A 24549-nucleotide genomic window follows, 5' to 3' on the forward strand; every position below is an offset into this window, starting at 1 on the left:
AATATGGGATGGCACATCGTGCGCTACCCTCTTATTCCCCGCCGCCCCCATCAAACGCGAAAGTACTATTATTATGCAAGACCATATCCATTACAATCATAACAGCAATATACGTAAGCAAATGGGATTCATCCTCTATTTGCATTTCATACGTATCGCCCCAGGTGAACCACTTCTTCGTTACATGCATCAATGGACCATTTTCATCCGTCAGTGTGTACTGATGCGACCAAACGTCGCCATGCAGACTCCAGTTTTGCGGCTTTAACGAGAAGTCAGCTTTGAAGAAGGTAAAATTCTTGGTCACTTCGGCAACTTTTTGTCCATTCTCTTCGATGATATATCTTGGCTTCAAAAAGGCTAGCTGCTGCTTGATTTCCACAAGCGGCCTATCATCAAGATCGGTAATCGTAAGTCGATCCTGCAGTGAAAAGAGTTTGCTTTTGACACGGTACAGCTCCTGCTGTTCTGCATCGAATACCGAAAAGCTATCCTTAAAGCTGAATACTCTCTGTTTGATATAATAAGTCCCCATTGCCGCACCTCCGCAAATTCTTTATTCCCTTCATACGAAGATACGGAAGTTTTTGTTCCAATTTCTAAATAAGTTTGGTTTTTTCTTTTGGAGTGACACGCTCAACACTTTCATACCGCTGGCGCAGTGCCATTTCACAGAACAAGATGCCAAGCAGTGTAAAGACAATATAGCTAAATCCCATTCCGTACTTGCCGACCGATTCTCCCATGATGATGCCCGCGGCACCGATCAGCTTCCCGAATTGGAACACAAAGCCGTGAAAAGCCATGTACGTCCCGCGTTTCGTATCATCGACCATGTCAGCCAGCATGCTCTGCCTGGTTGGTACATACATCAGTTCTCCTAAGGACAGGATCAGAACTGCTGCTGCCAAAAGAAATGGGCTGTTGCTGACAGCCATGATGGCAAAACCTGCGCCGAAAAGAATAAAGCCTGTATACATAACCAGACGCTCATTATGCCCTTTGATCAGCTTGGTGACCAATCCGGTGAAGAGCACAATTATCAGTGTATTTTCCACAGTCAGGAGACTGACCAGCCGCAGTCCATCTACGGATAAACTGAAGCCGAAAATAGACATGCTCATTTCTGCGATGTCCTTCTCCATACGAACCGTCAAATAATTGCTTCGCTGGAATTCAAGCGATAGGATGGCGATGCCGCTAAGCACAAACAACAAAAAGACTCTATCCTTACCAACACTGCGATAACTCCGGAATAAAGATTTCAATCCAAGGTCCCTCTTTTCTCCAGCCGTTGTGCGGACCGTGTATGTTTCTTGGATGAACATCATTGTAATAGCCATGGTGATGATAGACATGACCACCAATCCGATAAGCAGCTGGAACATATACTCCTGGAAAAGCCAGCCACCGATCGTGAGACCGATCATCATAGCCAGATTATTTGCCCAATAGTTGATAGCGTACATATAAGCACGAGTTTCCTGTGTACTCACATCAATGAGCATCGCCTCTTGGGCTGGCATTATCATCCCGCTGGCAATACTGATCACCATTAACATTGCAAATGTGATGATTGCGGAAGTGAAACTTGGTGTATTGGCCAAGACCATTCCGATGAATGCTGCTGCTTTTGCCGCTTCACCAAGTACCATCATCCGCTTCCTTCCGATTCGATCGGCTAAGTGCCCGCCATAAAGACTTGCCAGAAACTGAATAATGACGTTGATCATCATGAGTATCCCTGCAATTGCCGCATTCATTTCTTGTACAAAATAGACCGCCATAAATGGGAAGATCATGCTTCCGATCATGCGGCTCATAAATGAAGTATAAATTCGTATTCTAATATTCGGATGCAGACTTCTGAACATTTCTGCTCCCCCTCTCTCTTTTTTCCATTATGTAGAAGTTGAAAAGAGGTAAAAAGTGTATAATTCCATTAAAGATGTCACCTTTTAGGAGGGGAAACGACTTGGATATTAGCTACTACCTCATACGAGCCCATTTATACGAGAAAGAAAAGGACGGAAAAGTATCGTGTACGCTGCAGGAAATCGAAGCTATCTGGCAATGCACGAGAAGGCATGTCATCCGCAAACTGAAGAAGCTGGAGGAACTTGGGCATCTTCGCTATCAGCCTGGACGAGGCAGAGGCAAAAAGTCCATCCTTTCGTTTCCGAGCGATTTTCGGGAAGATGTAGAAAAGTATATGAAATTCTGCATTCAGGAAGATAAACCCACTATCCTCTTCCAGCTCCTGCAACTGCCGATCCCCCGTCACTGGTATGCCCATATGACGGAACTGGAGCAGCTTTTCGGCTACCAGCAGCAGGAAGGGCAGGATACGCTTCGTACCGTGTTCAATCGGCCGATTACAACGCTTGATCCATGTGCAAGCTCGATTACCTTCGAAAGCCATCTGATTGAGCAGATCAGCGACACCCTAGTAATCTACGATCAAGAAACGGACAGCATACACCCCCATCTGGCCCATCATTGGAAAACGAATGAAGATAGCACCGAATGGATTTTTTATTTGCGAAAAGGTGTCCTTTTTCATCATTTACGGGAGATGACTGCAGAGGATATAGCTTATACGATAGACCGCTTCAAACCGGATTCGCCATATTACTGGCTCGTTAGTGATATAGCGCAGACAGAAGTGATCGATCGTTATATCATCCGGTTCCAGCTAGCACAGCCTAATCCGTTTTTCCTTCGTTATATGGCGAGTGTAAGCATGGCAATCCTTCCAAGAGACGTGCCTTTCAATGAGTACGAATGGGTAGCAACCGGACCTTATCAATTGAAAGAAAGAACGGAGCAAAAACTTGTGCTAGAGGTTTTCCCTTCTTACTTCCAAATGCGCCCTTTCCTTGATAGAGTCGAAATGTGGCGTATCAAACCAGGTGAAAAGAAAGTCAATTACAGTTTGCCTGACCAACAGGGACCGACGCAGTCACACTATGAAGTTGAGCAAGGGTTCCGGTTCCTTGCCTTCAATTTTCATCGTGATTCTATCATCCAGGACAGATATTTCCGGGAAGCTATGTATCACTTAGTAGACACAGAGAGAATTTTCACCGAGTTAAACTTGGAGAATCTGTTTGGTAAATTGAAGCATGCAAGCAGCTTCTTCCTTGAGAAATCCGTCGCACCTATGAAAAGTGAACAAAAACTACTGGAAGCGCTGAGAAAATCAGCTTACCAGGGTGAGTCATTAAAGGTGGGTGTCCTGCGTCATAAGTCTGCTGGAATCCAAGCCGAATGGCTGTCGCAAGAAGCAGCTAAGTATGGCATAATCCTTGAACTATGCGAATATGAACTGGACAGTATTTATAACAAAAAAGAGATGCTTGCATTCGACATGGCCTTCATGGGCGAAGTTGCCAATATTGACCGAGAGCTTTCATTCATTGGGGCCTTTAAAAATGAAGCATTGTTATTCCGGACATACTTTAGCCCAGCTCACCTCCAAAAGATTGATACCTATTTGGAAGCTTTCAAAAACGGTAAAACAACGAAGGATAGATATAACATCGCCGATAAAATTGAAGCCTACCTTCATCAGGAACGACTCATCATCTTCCAGAACCATCCGATGAAAGAACGAACCCATACTGCTTTCTTGCAGGATTTTGAGCTGACCGGCTTCGGCCACCCGAATTTCCGCAAGCTGTGGATTGATAAATTGGCATAAGAAAAGCACCCAATCAGGGTGCTTTTTACTTGGCTTGCTTCTCATTTTCGATAATATCCAAGATCTGATTCTTTAGTATTTCGGCCTTCGGACCGTAGATAGCTTGAATGCCATTCCCTACTTCCAGAACTCCTTTGGCTCCAAGATTTTTCAATGCAACTCGATCAACCTTGTTTTTATCATGGATTCCGACACGAAGGCGCGTTATGCAGGCATCTAGATTGCTGATATTTCCTTCTCCGCCAAGTGCAGAGAGAACTTGCAATGCTTGGTCGTTGTCCTTTTGCCCTTTTTGCTTTTTCTGGTATTCTTCTTTTGTCACTAGCGCGTTTGATGCACCACGTCCCGGCGTCTGAAGATTCCATTTCTGAATAGCGAAACGGAAAACAGCATAATAGACCGCAAACATGCACACCCCGACAATCGGCACGTACCACCACGGTTCTCCAACACCCGGCAGGATACCGAATAACGTAAAGTCGATGAAGCCTGAGCCTCCAGCGTATCCGATATTTACATCAAGTACATACATGAGCATGAAGGACAGTCCCGCCATCAAGCAATGGAAGATATACAAGATTGGCGCTGCGAAAAGGAAGGTGAATTCTAACGGCTCTGTAATCCCTGTGAGGAATGCCGTCAGACCTGCCGTGAGCAAAAGGCCGCCGACTGCTTTTTTGTTTTCCGGTTTGGCTGTGTGATACATAGCAAGTGCGATAGCTGGCAAACCAAATAGAACGAATGGGAATTTACCAGCCATAAAGCGTCCTGCGGTTATCTCTACCGCATTATCCACCTGACGGTCGGCAAGCTGCGCCATATACATTGCTGTGTCACCAGATACCATCTGACCGGCAAGCGTCATATATGTTCCACCCACTTCCGAGAAACGAATCGGAATGTAGAAGATGTGGTGCAAGCCAAATGGTATAAGCGCACGTTCTACCAGCCCATAGATGAATAGATAAAATGGCGGCGTATTTTGTCCTGCAAGCTGATTACCCAACCAGAAGATACCATTCTGAATCGATGGCCATACAAATGAAAGAAGAAGTGCTATGACGATCGAAACACCCGCTGTTACGATTGGTACAAAACGTGCTCCTCCGAAGAAGGACAGCACCTCGGGCAGCTGGAAATCATGGAAACGCTGGTAAAGCGCAGCTGCCACAAAACCGATGATAATACCCCCAAACACTCCGATTTGCAAAGTCGGTATGCCTAATTCTGTTGTGTAACCTGCTTGGCTGGCGTTTTCAGGTGTGACACCTACTACGATTCCGATGACAGTGTGCATAATGATATACCCGACAAAAGCCGATAAGCCAGCTGCTGCCTTGCCGCCAGTCCAGCTTCCCGCAATTCCGATGGCAAATAAGACACCTAAATTAGAAAAGATGACACTCCCCGCTCCTCGCATCAGCTCACCGAATGTCTGCCATCCGCCACTTTCCAAAAACGGAAAGTATTCAATAAAGTATGGTGACTGCAAGGTTGTGCCGATACCAAGCAGCAGCCCTGCTGCCGGGAGCAAGGATATGACGACCATGAAGGTCTTGCCGACTCGCTGGAAAAAATCAAAGCTGAATATATCTTTCATAATTCCATCACCCCTCAAAGAAAGCGTTTACTATATGACGCAAGAAAAAGGAGCTTCCCCCTTTTCCTCACTTCAATTCCGGCCAAAAATCACCGTTTGCTTCAATCAATGCATCCAGTACTTCCCGAGCCTTTTGAGCAGAAACGACCGTACGGTTCAACGTCAATGCTTGCAGTGCTTTTTGATAGGAGTTTTCAACATATGCTTCTACTGTCAGTCTTTCATAAGCATATTGCCCTTCGATCAATCCTTTATAGAATACCGGAATCTTCCCTACCGCATATGGGCTCGGTCCATACGCCGTCAGACTCGCCGCCACTTCTACCATTGCATCGTCTGGAAGATTGGATATGATCCCCTCGTTCTTAATAATGACGATAAAATTATCTCCTTTATTATAGGCGATAGACTCCGCCACAATCAGAATAAACTCTCCATGTGCATCGTTGTGCACAACAGAAGCACCAACTGTTGTTCCTTTGTCGGCTACTTGGCGGCATGCTTCGAACACACGCTTCTCGCGGCCTTCCATCACTTCATTCGCACGCGTATGTGCTGGGTCCAATTTCTTCAGCACTTTATCTGGATATAAATAATATTGCAAATACGTATTTGGCAGATAATCCGGGAAGTCACGCACAGTCTGTTCGACCATCGCATACGTGTCCAGCCAGGATTGATCACGCTGCTCATAATCAACAGGACGAAAGCCGCCATCTAAAATCGTATCGCGCAGTTCCGGCAGCAGATCATTACCCGATTCATCATATAAATGCGTGAACCAGCCGAAATGGTTCAGACCGAAGTAGACTGGATCGAATGATCTTGGGTCACATTCCAGCAATCTGCCGTAGGACCTGAGCAGGTTCTCAGGCTGATCACAAATATTCAAAATCCGCTTATCCTCCGGAAACAGCTGCTGCAGTGCATCCGCTACAATCGCTGCAGGATTCGTGTAATTCAAAATCCATGCCATTGGATTATGTTCCCTTACATCCGTAACGAGCTGTGCCATATCTTTGATAGAACGCAATCCGTAAGCGAATCCCCCTGGACCGCAAGTCTCCTGACCAATCACGCCTAGCTTGAGCGGAATTTTCTCATCCTGCTCCCGCATACCATATCCCCCAGTCCGCATCTGTACGAAGACGAAATCAAGATCTTGGGCATATGCTGCTTGTTTATCCGTTGTGTACTCAAATTCCAGCTCCGGGTATTCTTCCTGGAATAGTATTTTAGCGAATTCCCCGATAACTGCTTGGCGTTCTTCATTCACGTCGACCATTGTCAATTTCCCTATTGGAAAAGAGTTTTTTCGAACACATAAGCTTTTCAAAAGTCCAGGTGTCCACGTACTTCCGCCCCCGACTATAAGGATATTGAATTTCTTCATGCTGTCAGCTCCATTCTCAAATACTAATGTCTATACCACTACTCTAATAGCGAAGAAAGCGATTGCATAAAAAGTTTCATATTATGAAACTTTTGGTTTACAATGAACGAAAGGGAGGAGAAACGAGATGTATAATTTCTTCGCAAAGCTGCAGAACTTCCTGGAAGCATCGACCGATCATTCTACTTCCGATCATACAATAGCAGAATATATCCTTCGCCATGTCTCCGAAATTCCAGATATGTCGATCTATGAACTAGCAGAGGCGTGCCATCTTTCTCCGGCAACAGTCTCCCGATTCTGCCGTCGTTTTGAGAATATCTCCTTCAAAGAACTAAAGGAACATGCCAGCGAATTCAATGACTTTAACCTGACAGAAATATTTCAAAGACCAGAAACAGACAGTATAGCAGGCATACCTAATTATTTTCAGCAAGTAAAGGAATCACTCGCCGATACAGAAAATCTGCTTCAGGTGTATGTATTACAGCAAGCAGCTATACTGATGCAGGAAGCGAATAAACTATCTTTCTTCGGCGTCACTTTTTCAAATGTCGTCGCGAAAAACGCACAAATCAAATTCATGCGATTAGGAAAGCATACGGCATCCTACAGCAACCACGAAAACCAGATCACAGAGGCAAACACAATGATTCCTGACGATCTTGCAATTGTCATCAGTTCCTCTGGGGACACGCGTTTCATTATAAAACTGACAAAAGAATTGTCTAGAAATGAAGTTCCTATCTTAGCAATTACGAGCAACCCAAACAGCTATTTAGGACAGCACGCAAAGATTATTATCCAAGTAAGCGGGCAGAAAATGGAAGGCTATAAATCTCCAATATTGGAAGAAATCAATCTGCAAGCAGCCGTGAATATGCTGTATCTGCACTACTCAGGACGATACAATTGAAAAAGGACTGCTAAGAGCAGCAGTCCTTTATGGTTTCAATATGACCTTGATACAGCCATCTGTTTTTGTATCGAATTTTTCGTAGCCTTCTTTCGCTTGATCGAGCGGAAGGATATGTGTGATGATATCGGCCAAGTCAACCTTCCGATCCTGAAGCAGTCCATGTAAATACGGCATCGTGTGGATGACTGGAGCTTGCCCGCTTTTGATTGTGACGTTCCGCTGGAATATATCACCGAAAGGAAACGCATTATAACGGCCGCCGTATGCTCCTGTCACTTGGATATTGCCGCCCTTGCGGACACATTGAGCTGCCATGACAAAGGCACCTAATGCTCCGCCCTGAAGCTTCAGCCCGCTGCCGATGAATTCCATTGGAGTCATTTTCCCATCCATGCCGACCGCGTCAATGACTACGTCAGCTCCGCCTTTTGTTATCTCCTTGAGGTATTCACCTGTATTCTCATGCTGCTCGAAATTCACTATCTCTACATTATTGGTACGCTTTGCATGCTCCAGACGGTAATCGATGTAATCAACTGCAATGACACGTTTGGCACCCTTCAGCCAGGCAAATTTCTGTGCAAGTAGGCCGACGGGACCACATCCGAATATGATAACTGTATCACCAGGCTTAACGCCTCCATTATCAACTGACCAGAAAGCTGTCGACCCTGCATCTGCCAGCAGAATCAGCTGTTCATCCGCAACCTCGGAATTTTCGGGTATTTTGAAAGGCACAAAGTTTCCATAAGGCACCCGCATGTATTCCGCTTGTCCGCCGGGGTAGCCGCCATTGTTATCTGAGTAGCCAAAATAGGCACCCATCTGACCATTTTTATTGCTATTGTCACATTGGCTTTCCAAATCATGCTGACAGAAAAAGCATTCCCCGCAGCTCACGTTGAATGGAATGACAACACGGTCGCCTTTTTTCACTTTTGTTACCTCGGGACCGACTTCCTCGACGATCCCCATCGGTTCATGGCCGATGATATAATTCTCCGGCATATTTGGAATCATCCCGTGTATCAAATGCAGATCAGAGCCGCAAATCGCTGTAGCAGTCAGCTTAACGATGATATCATCCGGTTTCTTGATCGAGGGTGCCTTCACTTCTTTTACACGAACGTCTTTTATCCCTTGATACGTCACTGCCTTCATAACTGATTCTCCTTCGATTCGGTATTGGTCGGCGTCGCAAACATACCGAGACGGTCGGTATCATATTGGAATAAGTCCATACTTACCACATCGATTGCTGTATTGGCAGCTTTTCGATCGAACGGATACTGGGAATTAGGGTCAGCCGGGAACAGCCAGTTGTGCTGTGCCATCAAGGCAGAAATAGCGCCCTGCATCTCAATCGCTTCATCCAAATGTCGGACAAGGGTTTGCCGAAGCTCTGGATTTACTGCTTCTGTTATAGCGATTGCGTAGTTGTTGACTGCTGATTTTGCGGTAATAAGCATCTCCGTACAGATGGCCGAATCCATCAGGTCAGGCATGCCTTTGGCGTTTTCTGGATCTAGGTAGTCACGCATCTGTTTCACCTTCTTCTACGAGCTGAGACTTGCTGTACAGCTCCTCAAGTTCCCGAATCTGGCGTACAGAGGTTTCCACGTCTTTCTCCATCAGCTGCTTGATTTTCTGATCAAACACAACACCTTGCAGGAACTTCGCTTTCATAACTGACGTAGTCTTGAAGTTCAGCAGCTCATGAACTTCCATCGTTTCATGCGGGGCCAATTGTTGATTATCACTCATCGTCCATCCTCCTTATCTTGTATCAGCTTGTCCCCGACACATAATTTTATGTATGTATAAAGCAGCCAGTTTCTCACAAGATAGTGTTAAAAGAGGAGGAACATTCGTATGCATCAATCTGGTATCCACGAAACAATGGAAGCAATGGAGCTTTTGAATACAGCTTGCCTTTCACTGACAAAGTCCTCAGGTATGCGATTCTTGGCTAAGGACGATGGACTGAAAACGCTGCTGATAGCTCAAGCGGATGCAGACAAACGTCATATCCATATGCTGCAGCGCTTTCTGAATCAGGAGGAACAGCATGGATAAGCTTATTGAAATCATGGGGTCCGCCCGGGAAATTACAGATCAAGTGATTGTTACTGATTTGCTGGTCACTGTTAAAACCGGCATCATCAACACCGCGAAAGCTATTAATGAAACGGGAAATGAACAGCTGCGCACCGATCTGAAATCCAAGCTGCACGAACACATCGAACAGCATGAACGCATTTTCAGCTATATGATGGAGCATGGCTATTACTTCCCGCAAACACCAGAACAGCAGCTTCACGTATTGAATGAAACAGCTGAAACAGTGCTGACACTGAATAAGGACTAAACAGAAAGCACGGGCTCTTCGCTCGTGCTTTCTGCTTTGTAAGCTGTTCTTTTGCTTTCTATTCTTTCACCTACGTATAATATTCCGTAGAGCATGTAAGTCGCATGACGAACGAGGAGGCTATTATGAACGACTTCATCAATCAATTGCAAAATCACCGTTCCGTACGGACATTCACTGATAAAAAACTAACACAGGAACAATTGGATGCCATCATGGGCGCCGCTATCCAAGCTCCGAATTGGATCAACGGCCAGCAGGTTTCTGTTGTCGTCGTGACTGACAAAGAGAGAAAACGCCAGCTAGCTAGGCTTTCCGGTAATCAGAAACATATTGATGACGCAGCTGCTTTTCTCGTTTTCTGCATGGATTACAGCCGTGCCAAGCATATAACGGATCTACACGATAAGGAACTTGAGGTTATGGAGAATATCGAGGCTGTCCTAGTAGGCTCTACTGACGTTGGCATTGCACTCGGTACTGCTGTTGCTGCAGCAGAATCCATGGGAATTGGCACCGTACCGATCGGCGGCGTCCGCAGAAGCCCAGCCGAAATTTCAGAGCTGCTTGAGCTGCCTGAGCTTGCTTTCCCAATCTCTGGTTTGGCCATCGGCTACCCGGCAGATCCGCTCCCAGCACAAAGCCCGCGAATTCCAATGGAAGCATTCTATCATAAAGAAACATATGTACAAAACCAGCAGGAAGCTGTCGAAGAAATGGACAAAAGACAGCAAGACGCTATCAAAGCCCGAACAGGCGAAACAAAAGCTCACCCTTGGTCAGAAAGAATTGCTGCTTTCTATTCCGAACGATATAAAGAATATGGAAAAGTGACAGACGTTCTGAAACAAAACGGATTCGATTATAAATAATAAGAAGCACGCAGAAAGGAAGTATGAATCATGACCAGAACACCTTTATCGGTTTTGGATTTATCACCTGTACCAGACAATAAAACACCCAAAGAAGCTTTCGAGAACAGCAAACAGCTGATTCAGCACACTGAAAAATTAGGCTATAACCGTTACTGGGTTGCCGAGCATCACAATATGCCGAGCATCGCCAGCTCAGCAACTTCTGTATTGATCGGCTATCTTGCTGGACATAGCTCCACTATCCGCGTCGGCTCCGGCGGTGTGATGCTGCCGAACCACTCACCGCTAGTTATAGCAGAGCAATTCGGGACATTGGCAACGATGTACCCAGACCGCATCGATCTTGGTTTAGGTCGTGCACCTGGTACAGACTATATGACAAGCCGTGCTTTGCGCCGTGATGCTCACACAGCCGCGGAAAGATTCCCAGATGATGTTCAGGAATTGCTGCAATATCTTGGTGATGAAAACTTGCCAATCAAAGCACATCCAGGTCATGGAACGCATGTACCGGTTTATTTATTAGGTTCCAGCACATTCAGCGCACAGCTTGCTGCGATGCTCGGTTTGCCATTTGCATTCGCCAGCCATTTCGCACCAGGAGAGCTGCACAATGCACTGCGGTTATACCGCGAACGATTCCAGCCATCTGCTTACCTGGACAAACCATATGCAATGGTTACAGTGAACGGGATCGTTGCGGATACAAATGAAGAAGCGGAATTCCTTTCCACAACATTGAAGCTTAAATTCCTAAGCATCATCCGCGGCCGCTCAGGTTCTTCCACTGCTCCAGTCGAGAGCATGGATCATATCTGGAACGAGCATGAAAAGCTCCATGTCACAAATACGCTGACTTACTCCTTCGTCGGAGATAAAGAAAAAGTAGCCAGTGAGTTGGAAGCATTCCATGCGAAAACGCAGTTTGATGAACTCATCGTTTCAGCCGACATATTTGATCAGGAAAAACGCAGAAACAGCTATACATTGCTTTCCGAGCTTTGGAAGTAAAATAATGTTTTTATAAGGATCCCGCATATTAGATATATCTAATATGCGGGATCCTTTTCCATTTGCATCTTTCTGGAAAATATAACTTGAAGACTTTGCCTTCAAATTATATTTATAAATGTAAAAATGATTTGACATTTCCAAAGCCAATACATACAATGATTATTGTCAAATACTTTTTACATTTCAGATGAGGGGTGAATTGAAAATGGATTGGGTTAAAATTGTGTATTCAGTCATATTGTTAGCTTGCGGAATTTTGATTTTCGTTGCAGCATCTTCTCAAAAAGGTGATGAAAGAAGGAAGTTTATCAAGTCGAAAGCTCAATCATATGCGTTTATCGTAGTTATGGGTATGCTAATCTTAGATGTTGCCCAGTCAGTTTATCTAACTATTCAGGGGAATACTTCTTATAATGGTAATTGGATTTCACCGATAATGTTTCTGACAGTGATCTCAATTATATATCTGGTAACATTGCTAATTTACAGGAAAAAATATGGTGATTAAATGAAAAACAACATTAAGGAATTACGAAAATCAGCTAAGTTATCCCAAGAAGAACTGGCTAAACTCTGTAGAGTTTCCAGACAAACAATAAATGCCATTGAAAATGATAAATACGATCCTACGTTACAATTAGCGTTTGATATAGCCTTTATATTGGATACCACAGTTGATAAACTCTTCATCAGTGATCCCATCAAAAAGTAATACATCGACCTCATTTTAGAGGTTCTTTTTTTCTTTGTTATGTAATAATCGTTTGATGTCCCTCTGTATGCTGGCTTGCTTCAGCACTTTACGCTGCTTTAAGTATCTAAGGTCAGAAATATTGTCATACGATAACTGTATATAGAAGTAGTTTATGTACTCCAATATAGCGAAGACATATATAAATAACGCTATAAAAAGTCCGCCTATAGGAAACGGGGAATGCAAGCGAAGGAAATCATAGATAAATGCAAGAAGCGGAATGCCAATTAGCAGCACATTTACTTTCCTGAGTTTTATTAGTTTGTTTACTACATATGTGGGAGTGATAAATGTCTTCTCATTCCTGAATCTTTTAAGTTTGATATACCAATACATCGTGCCTTGCAATAATAGGAACTCCAAAAGAAGAAATGCTGTCCAAAATGAAAAAAGGGAATAGAGCTTCAAATCTGGATAGTTATGATTTATAAACAAGCTGAGAATCACAAAAGAAATTACGGCTATTAATTCGCCAGAGTAAAGATATTTCAATCTGTTTTCTATATGTCTTTTCACCTGTAAACCTCCTTAGAATAATGCTCTCTAAATCTATACCTAAGTAAGTGTACTTTTAGGAAACAGAAAAAGATTCGTCTTTCTTCATATTGCTCAATAAAAAAAGACCGCTAATTTAGCGGTCTTCCTTTAGGTTTTAATTATAAACTTCTTCAACTGGCGTTTCTCCAGCAAGCAGGGATACAATCTTTCTTTTTGCTTTCTCATTACCGATTGCTGCGACAATTGCACGCGCCACATCTTCTCGCGGAATCTGCGTTGTTTTGAATTCGGATGGGTCTGTTGTAACTTTGCCAGTTCCTGCATCATCAGATAATCCACCTGGACGCAGAATTGTATAGTTCAGCTCGCTGCCTTGAACGATTTGATCCGCATAATGCTTCGCGATGTAATACGGCTTCATGCTTTCGCTCCACTCTTCCGGAGAATCAGCGTGAATGGCACTCACCATGATGAACTGCTTCGCCCCTGCTTTTTCAGCAGCTTTCACTGATTTAGCAGCTCCGTCTAAATCGATCGCTAACGTCTTATCAGCTCCAGTGCTTCCGCCGGAACCTGCTGTGAATACGACAACATCCGATCCTTGGATAGCGTCTGTGATCGCGTCTACATTATCCTCCAAGTTCAAGTAGACCGGTTTTACACCCTTCTCCTCGAAATACCGAAATTGCTCTTCCTTCCGCAAACCGACGGATACGTCATGCTCATTCTTCTCGTTCAGAACGTTGACTAAGTTTTTTCCTACTTTTCCGTTTGCTCCAATAATGAATACTTTGCTCATGTTGATCCCTCATTTCTGTTTAATTCAAAAAGCTATCGTAATCCGTGCGTTCATTTTGGACACCGATCCATTTCGTTTCCGTGAATTCCTCCAACGCCCACTTGCCGTTGAATCGGCCAAGACCGGATTGCTTCACACCGCCAAATGGTGCTTGTGGTTCGTCATTGATGCTCTGATCGTTGACATGAATCATGCCTGTTTCAATTCGTTTTGCAATCAATTCCCCGTGTCCGACTGTAGAATGCACTGCACCGGAAAGACCATATGGATGTTCATTAGCCATCTCCACTGCTTCGTCTTCCGTTTCGAACGTAATGATTGGTGCGATTGGTCCGAATATCTCTTCGGCTGCGAGCGATGACTGGTTGTCTACTTGATTGACGACTGTAGGCTCTAACACATTGCCATGGAAACTGCCACCTGTAAGAACATTTGCACCAGCGTCGATCGCGCGCTGCAGCTGCTCTTTTATGCTGTCCACTTGCTGCTCATTTATAATAGGACCTACTTGTGTGTTTTTATCTGTAGGGTCACCGTAACGCAATTCTTTGACTTTATCAACGAACTCGCTCGTGAATTCCTCTGCTACAGATGCCTGAACAAGTATGCGGTTAAGCGCGATACAAACCTGTCCTTGATGATAGAATTTACCGTAGACAGCAGATTCCACTGCCGCATCGATATTGGCATCTTCCATCACGATAAGCACGTTGTTGCCGCCAAGCTCCAATGCTGTACTTTTCAGTTCGCCAGCAGCAAGAGATGCGATGTGTTTACCGACTCCGGTGGATCCTGTAAAGGAAATCATACGCGGAATCGGATGCTTCACAAAAGCATCGCCAATCTCGGAGCTCTTACCGCTGACAAGGTTGATCAGTCCTTTCGGTGCTCCAGCTTCTTCGAACAGAGCAGCTACAAGTGAGCCTGCTGTCACGGTTGTATCCTTGGAAGGTTTGATAACGACCCCGTTACCTGTAGCCAGTGCAGCTGCCACAGAACGCATTGTCAAATGAAGCGGAAAGTTCCACGGACTAATAACACCGATTACTCCTAACGGTTCCTGATAGACTTTATTCACCTTGCCTGGAACATGGGAAAGAAATACTTCCCCCTTCATCCGGTTCGGATATGAAGCAGCTTCTTTCATAAAATTAACCGCGGTTGTTATTTCCCCGACAGCTTTTCGGTACGTACTTCCTGCTTCCTTGATCAGCCATTCGATGAATAGCTCTTTTTCCCGTTCAATAACCTGGATAGCTTTCTCAATCAGTTCCCGCTTCACTTGCGGTGGTTGCTCAGCCCATTCCTTCTGTGCTCGTGCTGCTGCTTGATAAGCTTCATCCACATCCTCTTCGTTCGCTCCTTGGATCGTAAGCAATGTCTCTCCTGTATATGGATTGATATTCTCAAACGTTTCTTCGCTATTCCCTTTTCGCCATTCTCCATTTATATAAAGTAAATCGAACTGCTTTTGCAAGATAACGCCTCCTTACGATTTGTCTCGACTTAGAGACAATTCCCCCTTTGAATGAGATTAAACAAGTCATCTGTGAAATGTCTCCTTCTTTTCTCAGCGTTTTCTAATTTTCACTTCATGTTGTTCTAAGATGCGTTGGATATAGTAGTACCATAACAACGAACAAGGAGATGGATAATATGAAAAGAAAGAATTTAATAGCAAGCGGTTTGGCGATTACATTGGCAGCTGGATTAGGCCTAGGTTTCCAGCATGTAAGTGCGGACGACGATAAAGTACCTGCTGATACAAAAGTGAATTTGAATCAAGCCATTGACAATGCAAGCAAAGAACAAGCAGGAACAGTGACTAGTGTCGAACTTGATACTACACGCAGCGGTCAGGCATATTACGAGGTGGATATAAATGACGATAAAGCTGAATACGATGTACGCGTGAATGCCGATGACGGAACTGTTGAATCACGAAAAGATAATGACGATGACGATGATAACCAAACACCACAGCCAAAAGTAGACATCAAAACGGCAGCTGAAACAGCTCTCGCACAGGAAAAAGATGCTGTACTTACAGATATCTCCCTTGATGAAGATGACGGCAGACTGGAATATGATGTGGAGCTTCGTACCGATAAGGATGAAATCGAAGTGACTGTTGATGCAGAATCCGGCGAAGTGACGTATACAGAAAAAGAAACCATCGATGACGAGCAAGATGATGATGGTGATGATGACTAAGAATGACACGAGTCTCCTATAGGAGGCTCTTTTTTTATGTTTCAGATTTTCCAAACGGGTTATTAGTTAGGAGAACCAGACATCCGGAAGGAGCAATCGAATCATGAGCGAAAATATTCAAGATAAAGTTGTCATTATTACAGGTGCATCAAGCGGTATTGGAGAGGCAACAGCTAAAGAATTGGCGCAGCATGGTGCTAAGGTTGTCCTTGCTGCTCGACGCGAAGAGCGTTTGCAAGAGCTGGCAGATTCCATCAAGCAGGATGGCGGAGAAGCTATCTATCAAGTCACAGACGTAACAAAACAGGAAGAGGTTGAACAGCTGGCACAGCTGGCTTTGGAAACGTACGGCAAGATTGATGCCATCTTCAACAATGCCGGTCTAATGCCGCTATCCTACCTGCATAAAAAGCAAATCTCTGAATGGGATACGATGGTAGACGTTAACATCAAAGGTGTATTGTATGGCATTGCTGCTGTACTGCCGCATATGCGTGAGCGCAAGCAAGGCCATATCATCAATACATCCTCTGTTGCGGGGCATAAATCCGGTCCGGGAACTGCTGTTTATTCCGGAACGAAATTCGCTGTGCGTGCCATCACGGAAGGCTTGCGCCAGGAAGAAGCAGAAAACAATATCCGCACAACAATCATTTCTCCAGGAGCCATTAAAACAGAACTCCCGGATAGTATCACAGATGATGAAATCCGCGAAAGCATGGGCGAGACATTAGGAGCAGCTGTTACACCTGACAGCATTGCACGAGCAGTCCGTTATGCTTTGAGCGAGCCGGATGATGTCGCAGTCAATGAACTGCTGATTCGTCCGACGAAACAGAAAGGCTGAGTTTTTCCTACAATGGAACAGCACCTCTCCGGCTGATCCGGGAGGTGCTGTTCTATTAATCGCTCAATTTACCGCCATTCGTTTCAATGACCTTCTTATACCAATAGAAGCTTTTCTTTTTTATCCGTTTAAGAGAGCCATTCCCATCGTTGTCCTTATCAACATAGATATAGCCATATCGCTTTTTCATTTCCCCTGTACTGGCGCTGACAAGATCGATCGGTCCCCAGCTGGTATAACCAAGGATTTCGACGCCATCTTCAATTGCTTCACCCATTTGTTCCAGGTGTTTTTGCAGATAGTCAATACGATACGAGTCCTCTACTTGACCTTCTTCATTGACTGTATCAACCGCACCCAGTCCATTCTCTACGACAAACAACGGTTTCTGATATCGATCATAAAGCTGATTCGCAGTAATTCGGAAACCTGTAGGGTCTATTGTCCATCCCCACTCCGATTTCGGCAAATATGGATTTTCCACAGAACCGAATACATTTCCTGCTGTCGTTTTGCCGAGTACTTCCGGATCCGTACTAGTCGTGCGGCTGGCATAATAACTGAACCCGATATAGTCGACAGTATGACGGAGGATAGCTTCATCTTCTGGTTCCATCTGAATATGGATGTTATTGTCCTTGAAAAAGCGCTTCGCATAGCCCGGGTAAGCCCCGCGAGCCTGAACATCAATAAAGAAGAAGGAATCTCTGTCTCGATCCATTGCATCCAGATAATCAGCAGGATTTGCCGAGTACGGGTAAGTTGTACCCGCCGCCAGCATACAGCCGATTCTTGCTCCAGGTATGATTTCATGGCAGAGCTTCACCGCTAACGCGCTGGCAACCAACTGATGGTGAGCTGCCTGATATTGAATTTGCTTTCTGTCATCACCTTCCCGAAAGACAAGACCTGCTCCTACAAACGGCAGATGCAGAAGCATATTAATTTCATTGAAAGTCATCCAGTACTTTACTTTACCTTTATATCTTGTAAAGATAGTTTTAGCGTAGTTTTCAAAGAAAGATACGAGCGCCCGGTTCCGCCAGCTTCCGTATTTCTGTACAAGATGGACTGGAACATCAAAATGCGCCATCGTTACAACTGGCTCGATCTTATGCTTCCGTAACTCATCAAACAGATTATCATAGAACTGCAGCCCTTCTTCATTTGGCTGTTCTTCATCCCCCTGCGGGAAGATGCGTGCCCAGGCAATCGAAACCCGTAACGCCTTGAACCCCATCTCCGCAAACAATGCGATATCCTCTTTGTAGCTATGATAGAAATCAATTGCTTCATGCGAAGGATAGTACGCACCAACAACTGGTTCCAGTGTTTCAATATTACCTTGCATGATTGAAAATCTATCTGCTCCTATCGGCAGCAAATCGACTGTCGTCAACCCTTTACCGCCTTCACGATAAGCACCTTCTACTTGATTGGCAGCTACGGCGCCACCCCATAAAAAACCTTCAGGAAATATACTCATATCCTCAGCTCCCCTCTCTCTTTATATCTACTAATCAAGCATTTAAATATTCAAGGTAAGGAGCGGCTCTCCCCATTTCACTTGCTTCTCCTCTGTTGCCGCAACCAAATTGTAACCCCTTACATCCGTCACCACAACTGGTGTCGTAATATCGAAACCGGCATTCTGGATACTTTCCAAGTCAAATTCTATTAGCAGCTGGCCTTTTTCCACACGATCTCCTTGCTTCACTTGAGCTTCAAAGAATTTGCCGTCCAACTGAACCGTATCCATTCCGATATGAATCAGGATTTCGGCCCCGCTATCTGTTGTGATGCCAATTGCATGTTTCGTTGGGAACAATACCGACACAACTCCATAAGCAGGAGCATATAGCTTCCCTTCTGATGGAATGATTGCCACACCCTTGCCGAGTGCACCTGTCGCAAACGCCTCATCCTTGATTTCAGATAAAGAAACGATAGAACCTTGGAATGGACTGGCAATCACATCATTACCAATAGCGAGCTTTTCTTCTTTTTGAATCGGTGTTGTTGGCTCTTGTACTGTGTCTGGTTTGTTGTTTTCCTTGGTGAATCCGAATAGCATTGTCAGTACAAATGCAGCCCCAAACGCTACACCAATTGAAACGAATGAACCCCAGAATCCCATATCAAAACCATTTGGTCCAATGAATGTAGGGATCTGGAATATACCCAATCCTCCCGTCATGTAGCCAGTTGTTTTGAAAATACCTAGAACAGCTCCACCTAAAGCACCACCGATACAACTAATGATAAATGGTCGTTTCAGCGGCAATGTAATACCGTAAATCGCCGGCTCTGTCACACCAAATATTCCTGAGATAAAGGCTGGTATGCTCAATGTTTTAAGCTTTCTCTGCTTGATACGGATCCAAACAGCCAATACTGCACCGATTTGCGCAAAGGAAGCAGCAAAGACGAGTGCTAACACAGGGTCTCCGCCGTAGACGGACAAGTTATTGATCGAGATTGGTACAAGTCCCCAATGCAAACCGAAAATAACGAATATCTGCCAGAAGGCCCCTAGGAACAAACCAGCAATGATTGGGCTTAAGTCATAGATGCTAAGTGTCGCTTGCCCGATAAGCTGACCTGCCCAAGTCGCAATCGGACCGATAATCATGAATGTCAACGGTACAACCACTAACAATGTCAAGAACGGTACAACAAAGGTCTTGATAACATCAGGTACAATCTTTGCGAAGCCTCTTTCAACTTTTGCTGCAAAGAACGTCGCCAGAATGATAGGAATAACAGATGATGAATAAGTCATCAAGATTACTGGCATCCCCAAGAATGTAATATGCACTGGTGATTCAAACAGCGTACCACTGAATAACGTATACAGCGGATCGCCTGTTGTAAGACCGGATAGTGTCGGATAAACGAGCGCCGCCCCGATAGCCATCCCGATAAAATGACTTCCGCCGAACTTTTTCATTGCAGTGTAGCCTAAGAAAATAGGGAAGAAATAGAACAAAGAATCGCCAACAGCATTAAGGATCTGATAGGTACCAGATTCGGCTTTTAACCAACCAAAGGCAAGAAACATTGCATTGAAACCTTTGATCATACCAGTTGCAGCTAATACACCGAGTACGGGCGTGAATATACTAGAGATAATATCGATAAACTTATTAAATGGATTTGTATCCTTGTCTTCCTCTTGAGACGCTTGCTCGTTACCAGTGAACCCGCCAACATGCGCTACTGCTTTATATACATCCGGCACATGATTGCCGATGACAACTTGATATTGTCCGCCGCTCTTCAGAACGGTAACGACATCGTCCATGTTCTTCAGTGCTTCGGTGTCGGCTTTATTTTCATCCTTCAACTTAAAGCGTAAACGAGTAATACAATGGACAACGCTGTTAACATTTTCGCGGCCTCCGACTTGCTCGATGATATCTTTGGCCAGTTGCTCATACTTCATCTTAATCCCACCTTTTATTTGGAATTTGGCAAATAAAAAACCTGATCAGGTCGGCGCACGAAATCGTGCAGCCAAGCTAATCAGGTTATGCCCTATTAAGGTAACATTCCTTCGAAGGATATTCAGCTGATAAGTAAAATTTAACACCTTAATCCCAAAATGTCAACGCTTACATTTACAATTTATTTACTTTTATTTTTTCTGCGACTGTTCTGTAAGGCGATGTATATGGACAGTCAAATACAATTGTTCATCCTGTGTAAGTCCAGAATCAAACTTTTCCTTCAAGTAAATATCCATTCTTTCTGTACATTGAAATGCATGCTTGTACTTCAGCCGCACTTGATCATAAAGGAATGATTCAGCCAGTTCAGGCAATCTCTCATCCCGCAGAAAACGTACTGCAAAAAAACGCAAGTGTGTCAGGAATCTCTCATAATTGACCGAGTTCTCATCTACATTCCCTTTCAAATAGTAGGTAACTATATTCAGCAGGTTGCTGACTATTTCGGTTACTTGTACAGCCGTCAGCATGTGCTCGCCTGTCAGCTGACTATTGACCAAATGCAATGCGATGGATGCAGCTTCATCTTCCCCTAAATGATAGCCTGTATCCTCTTCGATGATGTCCAGCGCTTTCCACGCAATTTTATATTCTTGCTTATAATATTTTCGTATTTCCCAAACAAGCGGGTTCTTCAGGGTGATACCCTGTTTCTCTCTGCTGATCGCAAAACTAAGATGATCAGTCAATGCTACATAAAGATATTCATCCAAGTCGTACGGGAGATGACCGCGAGCATACTCTACTATTTTAGCGGCAATAGAAAGATAAAAGGGAGAAACATCCCGCAGAAGTGTCTCTAGTTTATCGGCTACACCTGATTTTTCCAAGATGAATTTCTTCTCAATCTGAGATACATCTATCGGATCTCCAATCTTCTTCTTGAATGCCAAGCCTTTTCCCATCACGACCAGTTCCTGATTTTTATCATTCCTTGTAACCACAACACTATTGTTCAGGATCTTTTCTATCTTCATTGATTTCCCCCTCTTCCTTAACAGAATGAAAAAAACCCAAATTCACACATAGCAGCTGGCTGCTTGTGTAAATTCAGGTTTTGCCCGCAATGCGGTAACAATCCTCGTTCACTTGTAAACGCTTTATATAGAAAATATCATAACAGATATTCCCTGTCAATCTGACTAAAAGAGGCCGCATTTCACTTTCTTTAGTTTAACTATCGGTTATTTTAATTATAAAATGGGAATTACAAGCCAATTAATCGCTTTCCTTCTCTGCAGAAAGGTATAATCGAAGCTGGTATAGAAATCTACTATTAGATATTTACATATAAAGAAGGGATGTAAGAGGATGAGTAATCTACGAGAAGATGCACTGAGAATACACCGCGAAAATAAAGGGAAACTGACGATGAAGTCGAAAATCCCTGTCCGTAATGCAACGGATTTGAGCCTTGCTTATTCCCCTGGTGTAGCTGAACCTTGTAAAGAAATCCATCAAAACAAGGATGATGTATACGAATACACAATGAAAGGCAACATGGTTGCAGTTGTCAGTGACGGCTCTGCCGTGCTTGGCCTTGGAAACATCGGTCCAGAAGCTTCTCTTCCGGTAATGGAAGGGAAATCTGTCCTATTCCAGAGCTTCGCAGGTGTTGACAGCTTCCCGATCGTGCTTGATACAAACGACGTGGACGAAATCGTTCGCACTGTGAAATTGATGGCACCAACATTCGGCGGCGTGAACCTAGAGGACATCTCCGCTCCTCGCTGCTTCGAAATCGAAGAGCGCTTGAAAGCGGAAACGGACATTCCAGTATTCCATGATGACCAGCACGGTACGGCAATCGTTACGGTTGCTGGTTTGCTGAACGCATTGAAATTGGTTGGCAAAAGCTTCGATAACATCAAAGTGGTAGCTAACGGTGCTGGCGCTGCAGGTATCGCAATCATCGAATTGCTGCACAGCCTTGGTGTAAACAACGTCATCATGTGTGACTCCAAAGGTATGATCTACGAAGGTCGTCCAGAAGGCATGAACAAGATGAAAGACCGTGTAGCGAAAATCACGAACCGTGACCGTCAGGAAGGCAGCCTGTCTGATGCGATCAAGGATGCGGACGTGTTCATCGGTGTATCTTTGGCAAACCTATTGTCCAAAGACGACGTTCGCACAATGGCAAAAGATCCAATCATTTTCGCAATGGCGAACCCAGATCCGGAAATCCTGCCAGCTGATGCGAAAGAAGCAGGTGCCCGCGTTATCGGTACTGGCCGCTCTGACTTCCCGAACCAGGTGAACAACGTACTTGCCTTCCCTGGTATTTTCCGTGGTGCGCTGGATGTTCGCGCGACTGGAATTAATGAGGAAATGAAGATTGCAGCTGCCAAAGCGATTGCTGAGCTAATCGACGAAAGTGATCTAAATGAAGATTACGTTATCCCAGCTCCATTCGATCCGCGTGTTGCACCAGCTGTTGCGAAAGCAGTAGCAAAAGCAGCGATGGATACTGGCGTCAACCGCATTACAGTTGATCCAGAAGAAGTAGCTGAGAAGACGCGTCAGCTTACACTCATCGACGAAGACTAAAAACACACAAAAAAGAGGAATCCCACGGGATTCCTCTTTTTTATATTATTTATCTAAATTCAATACAGTCAATTTCTCTCTTGTCATGGAAAGAATGCTGTTCGCAATACCCTGCGTTCCCATACCAGAACCTTTCACACCAAGGAATGGGAAGTGGTCTGGACCACGCTCTGTGCGTCCGTTGATTTGGACAGCACCAGTTTCCAATTCATTTGCAATATAGAAGGCTTTATCTACATCACGAGTGAAGATGCTTGCCTGCAAACCGTACTCGGATTTATTAGCAATTTCGATTGCTTCCTCATCGGAACCAACGCGGATAACAGGTAATACCGGACCGAATGGCTCTACCCATGCAACATCCATATCCTCCGTTACATGATCAAGCAAAGTCGGATGAATCAGATTGCCTTCGCGTTTGTTACCTGCAACAAGTGTCGCGCCTTTTTCCAATGCGTCATCGATCAAAACTTGAACAACGTCAGCAGATTTACTGTCGATCAATGGTACGACTGTATTGCCATCTTCCGGAGATCCGACAGCCAATTTTTCTACTTCGGCCTGCAGTCTTGAAACGAGCTCATTTGCCACATTATCGTGGACAAGCACGCGCTTGATAGCTGTACAACGCTGACCTGAATAGGAGTATGCTCCGCTAATGATATTCTTCACAGCTTTATCAAGATCCGCATCTTCGCGGACGATACCAGGATCCTTACCACCAAGCTCAAGAACGACTGGCTTCATGCCAGCTACTTTCGCCAGGTTCTCACCTGTTTTAGTTCCTCCAGTGAAGGAGACCATGCTAATATCTTTATGCTCCACAAGGAAGTCACCGATGACAGAACCGCGGCCAGTGACGATATTGACAACACCTGCTGGGAAGCCAGCTCGGTCGAATGCCTCCATCATCTTGATACCGCTCAAAGAGCCTTGCGTTGCAGGCTTGAAGATGACCGTATTACCGGAAATAAGTGCTGGAGCCAGTTTGGATGCTGATAAGTTTACTGGATAGTTGAAAGGCGCAATTGCCAGAACGACACCTAAAGGTACTCTGTCCACAATACCAACCTTGGAACTGGATCCACCCGGGAAACGATCGCCTCTCATGCTTTCGCCATTGGTATGCAATGCTTCCTGTGCAGTATAACGGATATAATCATATGTCCGCTGCACTTCACTTTTGGCATCTTTCAGGCTCTTACCGACTTCAAGCATCATTGTTTGTGCAAGTTCATCCTGCATTCCAAGCAGTTCATCCGCCCATTTATAAAGCAAATCTGCTTTTTCCTGCAAGGAAACCTTTGCCCATTCTTTTTGTGCTTGCTTCGCTGATTGAATTGCTGCTGCCGCCTCTTCCTGAGACAATGCCTGCACAGTTCCAACGACGCCCTCTTTGTACGGAGACATGATTTCCACTACATTCCCGGTGGTGCTTTCTTTCCATTCGCCATTCACATAATAACGTTGTGCTGTTAATGTTGACTCCACTACTTTTTCCTCCTC

General features: G+C 44.6%; 25 protein-coding genes. 11 read left to right on the forward strand and 14 right to left on the reverse strand.

Translation table 11 applies throughout. From position 1 onward, the window contains the following. Positions 1–31: 31 nt before the first annotated feature. Both ACH6C1_RS14610 and ACH6C1_RS14615 read right to left on the reverse strand, forming a co-directional pair. Entirely contained in the window at positions 32–535 is a 504-nt protein-coding gene (locus ACH6C1_RS14610; RefSeq protein ID WP_374078236.1) for an LURP-one-related/scramblase family protein, read from the reverse strand. Positions 536–599: 64 nt separating this feature from the next. Then, the gene (locus ACH6C1_RS14615) at positions 600–1874 is read right to left on the reverse strand and encodes an MDR family MFS transporter (RefSeq protein WP_374078238.1); all 1275 of its coding nucleotides are present in this window, start codon (positions 1872–1874) and stop codon (positions 600–602) included. 101 nt (positions 1875–1975) lie between these two features. Between ACH6C1_RS14615 and ACH6C1_RS14620 the strand changes: the two genes are divergently transcribed. Then, on the forward strand, positions 1976–3703 hold the full coding sequence (locus ACH6C1_RS14620; RefSeq protein ID WP_374078241.1) for an ABC transporter substrate-binding protein: 1728 nt from the start codon (positions 1976–1978) through the stop codon (positions 3701–3703). A 25-nt stretch (positions 3704–3728) separates the two neighbouring features. On the opposite strand, the gene ptsG is transcribed toward ACH6C1_RS14620, so the two are convergent. Then, positions 3729–5303, reverse strand: coding sequence for a glucose-specific PTS transporter subunit IIBC (gene ptsG / locus ACH6C1_RS14625; RefSeq protein ID WP_374078243.1), 1575 nt, complete (start codon positions 5301–5303; stop codon positions 3729–3731). Between the two features lie 67 nt (positions 5304–5370). Beyond that, complete coding sequence (locus ACH6C1_RS14630; protein ID WP_374078245.1) at positions 5371–6696, reverse strand: 6-phospho-alpha-glucosidase; 1326 nt, start codon at positions 6694–6696, stop codon at positions 5371–5373. 127 nt (positions 6697–6823) lie between these two features. Between ACH6C1_RS14630 and ACH6C1_RS14635 the strand changes: the two genes are divergently transcribed. Further along, positions 6824–7612 carry a MurR/RpiR family transcriptional regulator gene (locus ACH6C1_RS14635; protein WP_374078248.1) on the forward strand — a complete coding sequence of 263 codons (789 nt, stop codon included), beginning with the start codon at positions 6824–6826 and terminating at the stop codon, positions 7610–7612. Between the two features lie 27 nt (positions 7613–7639). On the opposite strand, the gene ACH6C1_RS14640 is transcribed toward ACH6C1_RS14635, so the two are convergent. The 3 genes from ACH6C1_RS14640 to ACH6C1_RS14650 are packed head-to-tail and all read right to left on the reverse strand — an operon-like array spanning position 7640 to position 9379. Further along, positions 7640–8776, reverse strand: coding sequence for a zinc-dependent alcohol dehydrogenase (locus ACH6C1_RS14640; protein ID WP_374078251.1), 1137 nt, complete (start codon positions 8774–8776; stop codon positions 7640–7642). Further along, complete coding sequence (locus ACH6C1_RS14645) at positions 8773–9156, reverse strand: spore coat protein (RefSeq protein WP_374078254.1); 384 nt, start codon at positions 9154–9156, stop codon at positions 8773–8775. Before ACH6C1_RS14645 ends, ACH6C1_RS14640 begins: the two co-directional genes overlap by 4 nt. Beyond that, entirely contained in the window at positions 9149–9379 is a 231-nt protein-coding gene (locus ACH6C1_RS14650; protein ID WP_374078257.1) for a spore coat protein, read from the reverse strand. The genes ACH6C1_RS14645 and ACH6C1_RS14650 overlap by 8 nt, the downstream gene beginning before the upstream one ends. Positions 9380–9487: 108 nt before the next feature. Between ACH6C1_RS14650 and ACH6C1_RS14655 the strand changes: the two genes are divergently transcribed. The 6 genes from ACH6C1_RS14655 to ACH6C1_RS14680 all read left to right on the forward strand — a co-directional run bounded on the left by ACH6C1_RS14655 (position 9488) and on the right by ACH6C1_RS14680 (position 12584). Further along, positions 9488–9691 (forward strand): hypothetical protein, encoded by a 204-nt coding sequence (locus ACH6C1_RS14655; protein WP_374078260.1) that lies wholly within the window; start codon positions 9488–9490, stop codon positions 9689–9691. After that, positions 9684–9983, forward strand: coding sequence for a spore coat protein (locus ACH6C1_RS14660; RefSeq protein ID WP_374078263.1), 300 nt, complete (start codon positions 9684–9686; stop codon positions 9981–9983). Before ACH6C1_RS14655 ends, ACH6C1_RS14660 begins: the two co-directional genes overlap by 8 nt. 125 nt (positions 9984–10108) lie before the next feature. Beyond that, a complete protein-coding gene (locus ACH6C1_RS14665; RefSeq protein WP_374078266.1) occupies positions 10109–10855 on the forward strand; it encodes an NADPH-dependent oxidoreductase in 747 nt (248 codons plus the stop codon). A gap of 30 nt (positions 10856–10885) precedes the next feature. Next, positions 10886–11869 carry an LLM class flavin-dependent oxidoreductase gene (locus ACH6C1_RS14670; RefSeq protein WP_374078269.1) on the forward strand — a complete coding sequence of 328 codons (984 nt, stop codon included), beginning with the start codon at positions 10886–10888 and terminating at the stop codon, positions 11867–11869. Between the two features lie 208 nt (positions 11870–12077). Further along, the gene (locus ACH6C1_RS14675; RefSeq protein ID WP_374078272.1) at positions 12078–12380 is read left to right on the forward strand and encodes a hypothetical protein; all 303 of its coding nucleotides are present in this window, start codon (positions 12078–12080) and stop codon (positions 12378–12380) included. Continuing rightward, positions 12381–12584, forward strand: coding sequence for a helix-turn-helix transcriptional regulator (locus ACH6C1_RS14680; RefSeq protein WP_374078274.1), 204 nt, complete (start codon positions 12381–12383; stop codon positions 12582–12584). A gap of 15 nt (positions 12585–12599) precedes the next feature. On the opposite strand, the gene ACH6C1_RS14685 is transcribed toward ACH6C1_RS14680, so the two are convergent. From ACH6C1_RS14685 to ACH6C1_RS14695, 3 genes are all read right to left on the reverse strand, one after another. After that, complete coding sequence (locus tag ACH6C1_RS14685; protein WP_374078276.1) at positions 12600–13142, reverse strand: general stress protein; 543 nt, start codon at positions 13140–13142, stop codon at positions 12600–12602. A 136-nt stretch (positions 13143–13278) separates the two neighbouring features. Then, entirely contained in the window at positions 13279–13923 is a 645-nt protein-coding gene (locus ACH6C1_RS14690) for an SDR family oxidoreductase (protein WP_374078279.1), read from the reverse strand. A 19-nt stretch (positions 13924–13942) separates the two neighbouring features. Then, the gene (locus ACH6C1_RS14695; protein ID WP_374078281.1) at positions 13943–15400 is read right to left on the reverse strand and encodes an aldehyde dehydrogenase family protein; all 1458 of its coding nucleotides are present in this window, start codon (positions 15398–15400) and stop codon (positions 13943–13945) included. A gap of 179 nt (positions 15401–15579) precedes the next feature. Here ACH6C1_RS14695 and ACH6C1_RS14700 point away from each other — a divergent pair, with 179 nt between their 5' ends. Together ACH6C1_RS14700 and ACH6C1_RS14705 are read left to right on the forward strand one after the other, a co-directional pair. Then, positions 15580–16137 carry a PepSY domain-containing protein gene (locus tag ACH6C1_RS14700; RefSeq protein WP_374078284.1) on the forward strand — a complete coding sequence of 186 codons (558 nt, stop codon included), beginning with the start codon at positions 15580–15582 and terminating at the stop codon, positions 16135–16137. Between the two features lie 103 nt (positions 16138–16240). Next, a complete protein-coding gene (locus ACH6C1_RS14705; RefSeq protein WP_095223859.1) occupies positions 16241–16984 on the forward strand; it encodes an SDR family oxidoreductase in 744 nt (247 codons plus the stop codon). A 55-nt stretch (positions 16985–17039) separates the two neighbouring features. On the opposite strand, the gene ACH6C1_RS14710 is transcribed toward ACH6C1_RS14705, so the two are convergent. The 3 genes from ACH6C1_RS14710 to licT all read right to left on the reverse strand — a co-directional run bounded on the left by ACH6C1_RS14710 (position 17040) and on the right by licT (position 21470). Beyond that, the gene (locus ACH6C1_RS14710; protein ID WP_374078287.1) at positions 17040–18470 is read right to left on the reverse strand and encodes a 6-phospho-beta-glucosidase; all 1431 of its coding nucleotides are present in this window, start codon (positions 18468–18470) and stop codon (positions 17040–17042) included. A 42-nt stretch (positions 18471–18512) separates the two neighbouring features. Further along, the gene (locus ACH6C1_RS14715) at positions 18513–20429 is read right to left on the reverse strand and encodes a beta-glucoside-specific PTS transporter subunit IIABC (protein ID WP_374078289.1); all 1917 of its coding nucleotides are present in this window, start codon (positions 20427–20429) and stop codon (positions 18513–18515) included. 192 nt (positions 20430–20621) lie between these two features. Beyond that, positions 20622–21470, reverse strand: coding sequence for a BglG family transcription antiterminator LicT (licT, locus tag ACH6C1_RS14720; protein WP_374078291.1), 849 nt, complete (start codon positions 21468–21470; stop codon positions 20622–20624). A gap of 334 nt (positions 21471–21804) precedes the next feature. On the opposite strand from licT, the gene ystJ reads away from it, so the two are divergent. Further along, complete coding sequence (gene ystJ, locus ACH6C1_RS14725) at positions 21805–23043, forward strand: NADP-dependent malic enzyme (RefSeq protein WP_374078294.1); 1239 nt, start codon at positions 21805–21807, stop codon at positions 23041–23043. Positions 23044–23088: 45 nt separating this feature from the next. On the opposite strand, the gene ACH6C1_RS14730 is transcribed toward ystJ, so the two are convergent. Next, a complete protein-coding gene (locus ACH6C1_RS14730) occupies positions 23089–24534 on the reverse strand; it encodes an NADP-dependent glyceraldehyde-3-phosphate dehydrogenase (RefSeq protein ID WP_374078296.1) in 1446 nt (481 codons plus the stop codon). Positions 24535–24549 lie beyond the last annotated feature (15 nt).

It is taken from the genome of Terribacillus sp. JSM ZJ617, from assembly GCF_044383785.1.
Classification (GTDB): domain Bacteria; phylum Bacillota; class Bacilli; order Bacillales; family Amphibacillaceae; genus Terribacillus.

What these genes read in the sequence shown, in the direction of transcription:
- ACH6C1_RS14715 (WP_374078289.1), bottom strand. Translation starts at nt 20,429, where the DNA reads ATGAAGTATGAGCAACTGGCCAAAGATATCATCGAGCAAGTCGGAGGC.
- ACH6C1_RS14670 (WP_374078269.1), top strand. Translation starts at nt 10,886, where the DNA reads ATGACCAGAACACCTTTATCGGTTTTGGATTTATCACCTGTACCAGAC.
- ACH6C1_RS14660 (WP_374078263.1), top strand. Translation starts at nt 9,684, where the DNA reads ATGGATAAGCTTATTGAAATCATGGGGTCCGCCCGGGAAATTACAGAT.
- licT (WP_374078291.1), bottom strand. Translation starts at nt 21,470, where the DNA reads ATGAAGATAGAAAAGATCCTGAACAATAGTGTTGTGGTTACAAGGAAT.
- ACH6C1_RS14630 (WP_374078245.1), bottom strand. Translation starts at nt 6,696, where the DNA reads ATGAAGAAATTCAATATCCTTATAGTCGGGGGCGGAAGTACGTGGACA.
- ACH6C1_RS14650 (WP_374078257.1), bottom strand. Translation starts at nt 9,379, where the DNA reads ATGAGTGATAATCAACAATTGGCCCCGCATGAAACGATGGAAGTTCAT.
- ACH6C1_RS14615 (WP_374078238.1), bottom strand. Translation starts at nt 1,874, where the DNA reads ATGTTCAGAAGTCTGCATCCGAATATTAGAATACGAATTTATACTTCA.
- ACH6C1_RS14705 (WP_095223859.1), top strand. Translation starts at nt 16,241, where the DNA reads ATGAGCGAAAATATTCAAGATAAAGTTGTCATTATTACAGGTGCATCA.
- ACH6C1_RS14645 (WP_374078254.1), bottom strand. Translation starts at nt 9,156, where the DNA reads ATGCGTGACTACCTAGATCCAGAAAACGCCAAAGGCATGCCTGACCTG.
- ACH6C1_RS14675 (WP_374078272.1), top strand. Translation starts at nt 12,078, where the DNA reads ATGGATTGGGTTAAAATTGTGTATTCAGTCATATTGTTAGCTTGCGGA.
- ACH6C1_RS14640 (WP_374078251.1), bottom strand. Translation starts at nt 8,776, where the DNA reads ATGAAGGCAGTGACGTATCAAGGGATAAAAGACGTTCGTGTAAAAGAA.
- ACH6C1_RS14680 (WP_374078274.1), top strand. Translation starts at nt 12,381, where the DNA reads ATGAAAAACAACATTAAGGAATTACGAAAATCAGCTAAGTTATCCCAA.
- ACH6C1_RS14635 (WP_374078248.1), top strand. Translation starts at nt 6,824, where the DNA reads ATGTATAATTTCTTCGCAAAGCTGCAGAACTTCCTGGAAGCATCGACC.
- ACH6C1_RS14690 (WP_374078279.1), bottom strand. Translation starts at nt 13,923, where the DNA reads ATGAGCAAAGTATTCATTATTGGAGCAAACGGAAAAGTAGGAAAAAAC.
- ystJ (WP_374078294.1), top strand. Translation starts at nt 21,805, where the DNA reads ATGAGTAATCTACGAGAAGATGCACTGAGAATACACCGCGAAAATAAA.
- ACH6C1_RS14710 (WP_374078287.1), bottom strand. Translation starts at nt 18,470, where the DNA reads ATGAGTATATTTCCTGAAGGTTTTTTATGGGGTGGCGCCGTAGCTGCC.
- ACH6C1_RS14665 (WP_374078266.1), top strand. Translation starts at nt 10,109, where the DNA reads ATGAACGACTTCATCAATCAATTGCAAAATCACCGTTCCGTACGGACA.
- ptsG (WP_374078243.1), bottom strand. Translation starts at nt 5,303, where the DNA reads ATGAAAGATATATTCAGCTTTGATTTTTTCCAGCGAGTCGGCAAGACC.
- ACH6C1_RS14700 (WP_374078284.1), top strand. Translation starts at nt 15,580, where the DNA reads ATGAAAAGAAAGAATTTAATAGCAAGCGGTTTGGCGATTACATTGGCA.
- ACH6C1_RS14655 (WP_374078260.1), top strand. Translation starts at nt 9,488, where the DNA reads ATGCATCAATCTGGTATCCACGAAACAATGGAAGCAATGGAGCTTTTG.
- ACH6C1_RS14610 (WP_374078236.1), bottom strand. Translation starts at nt 535, where the DNA reads ATGGGGACTTATTATATCAAACAGAGAGTATTCAGCTTTAAGGATAGC.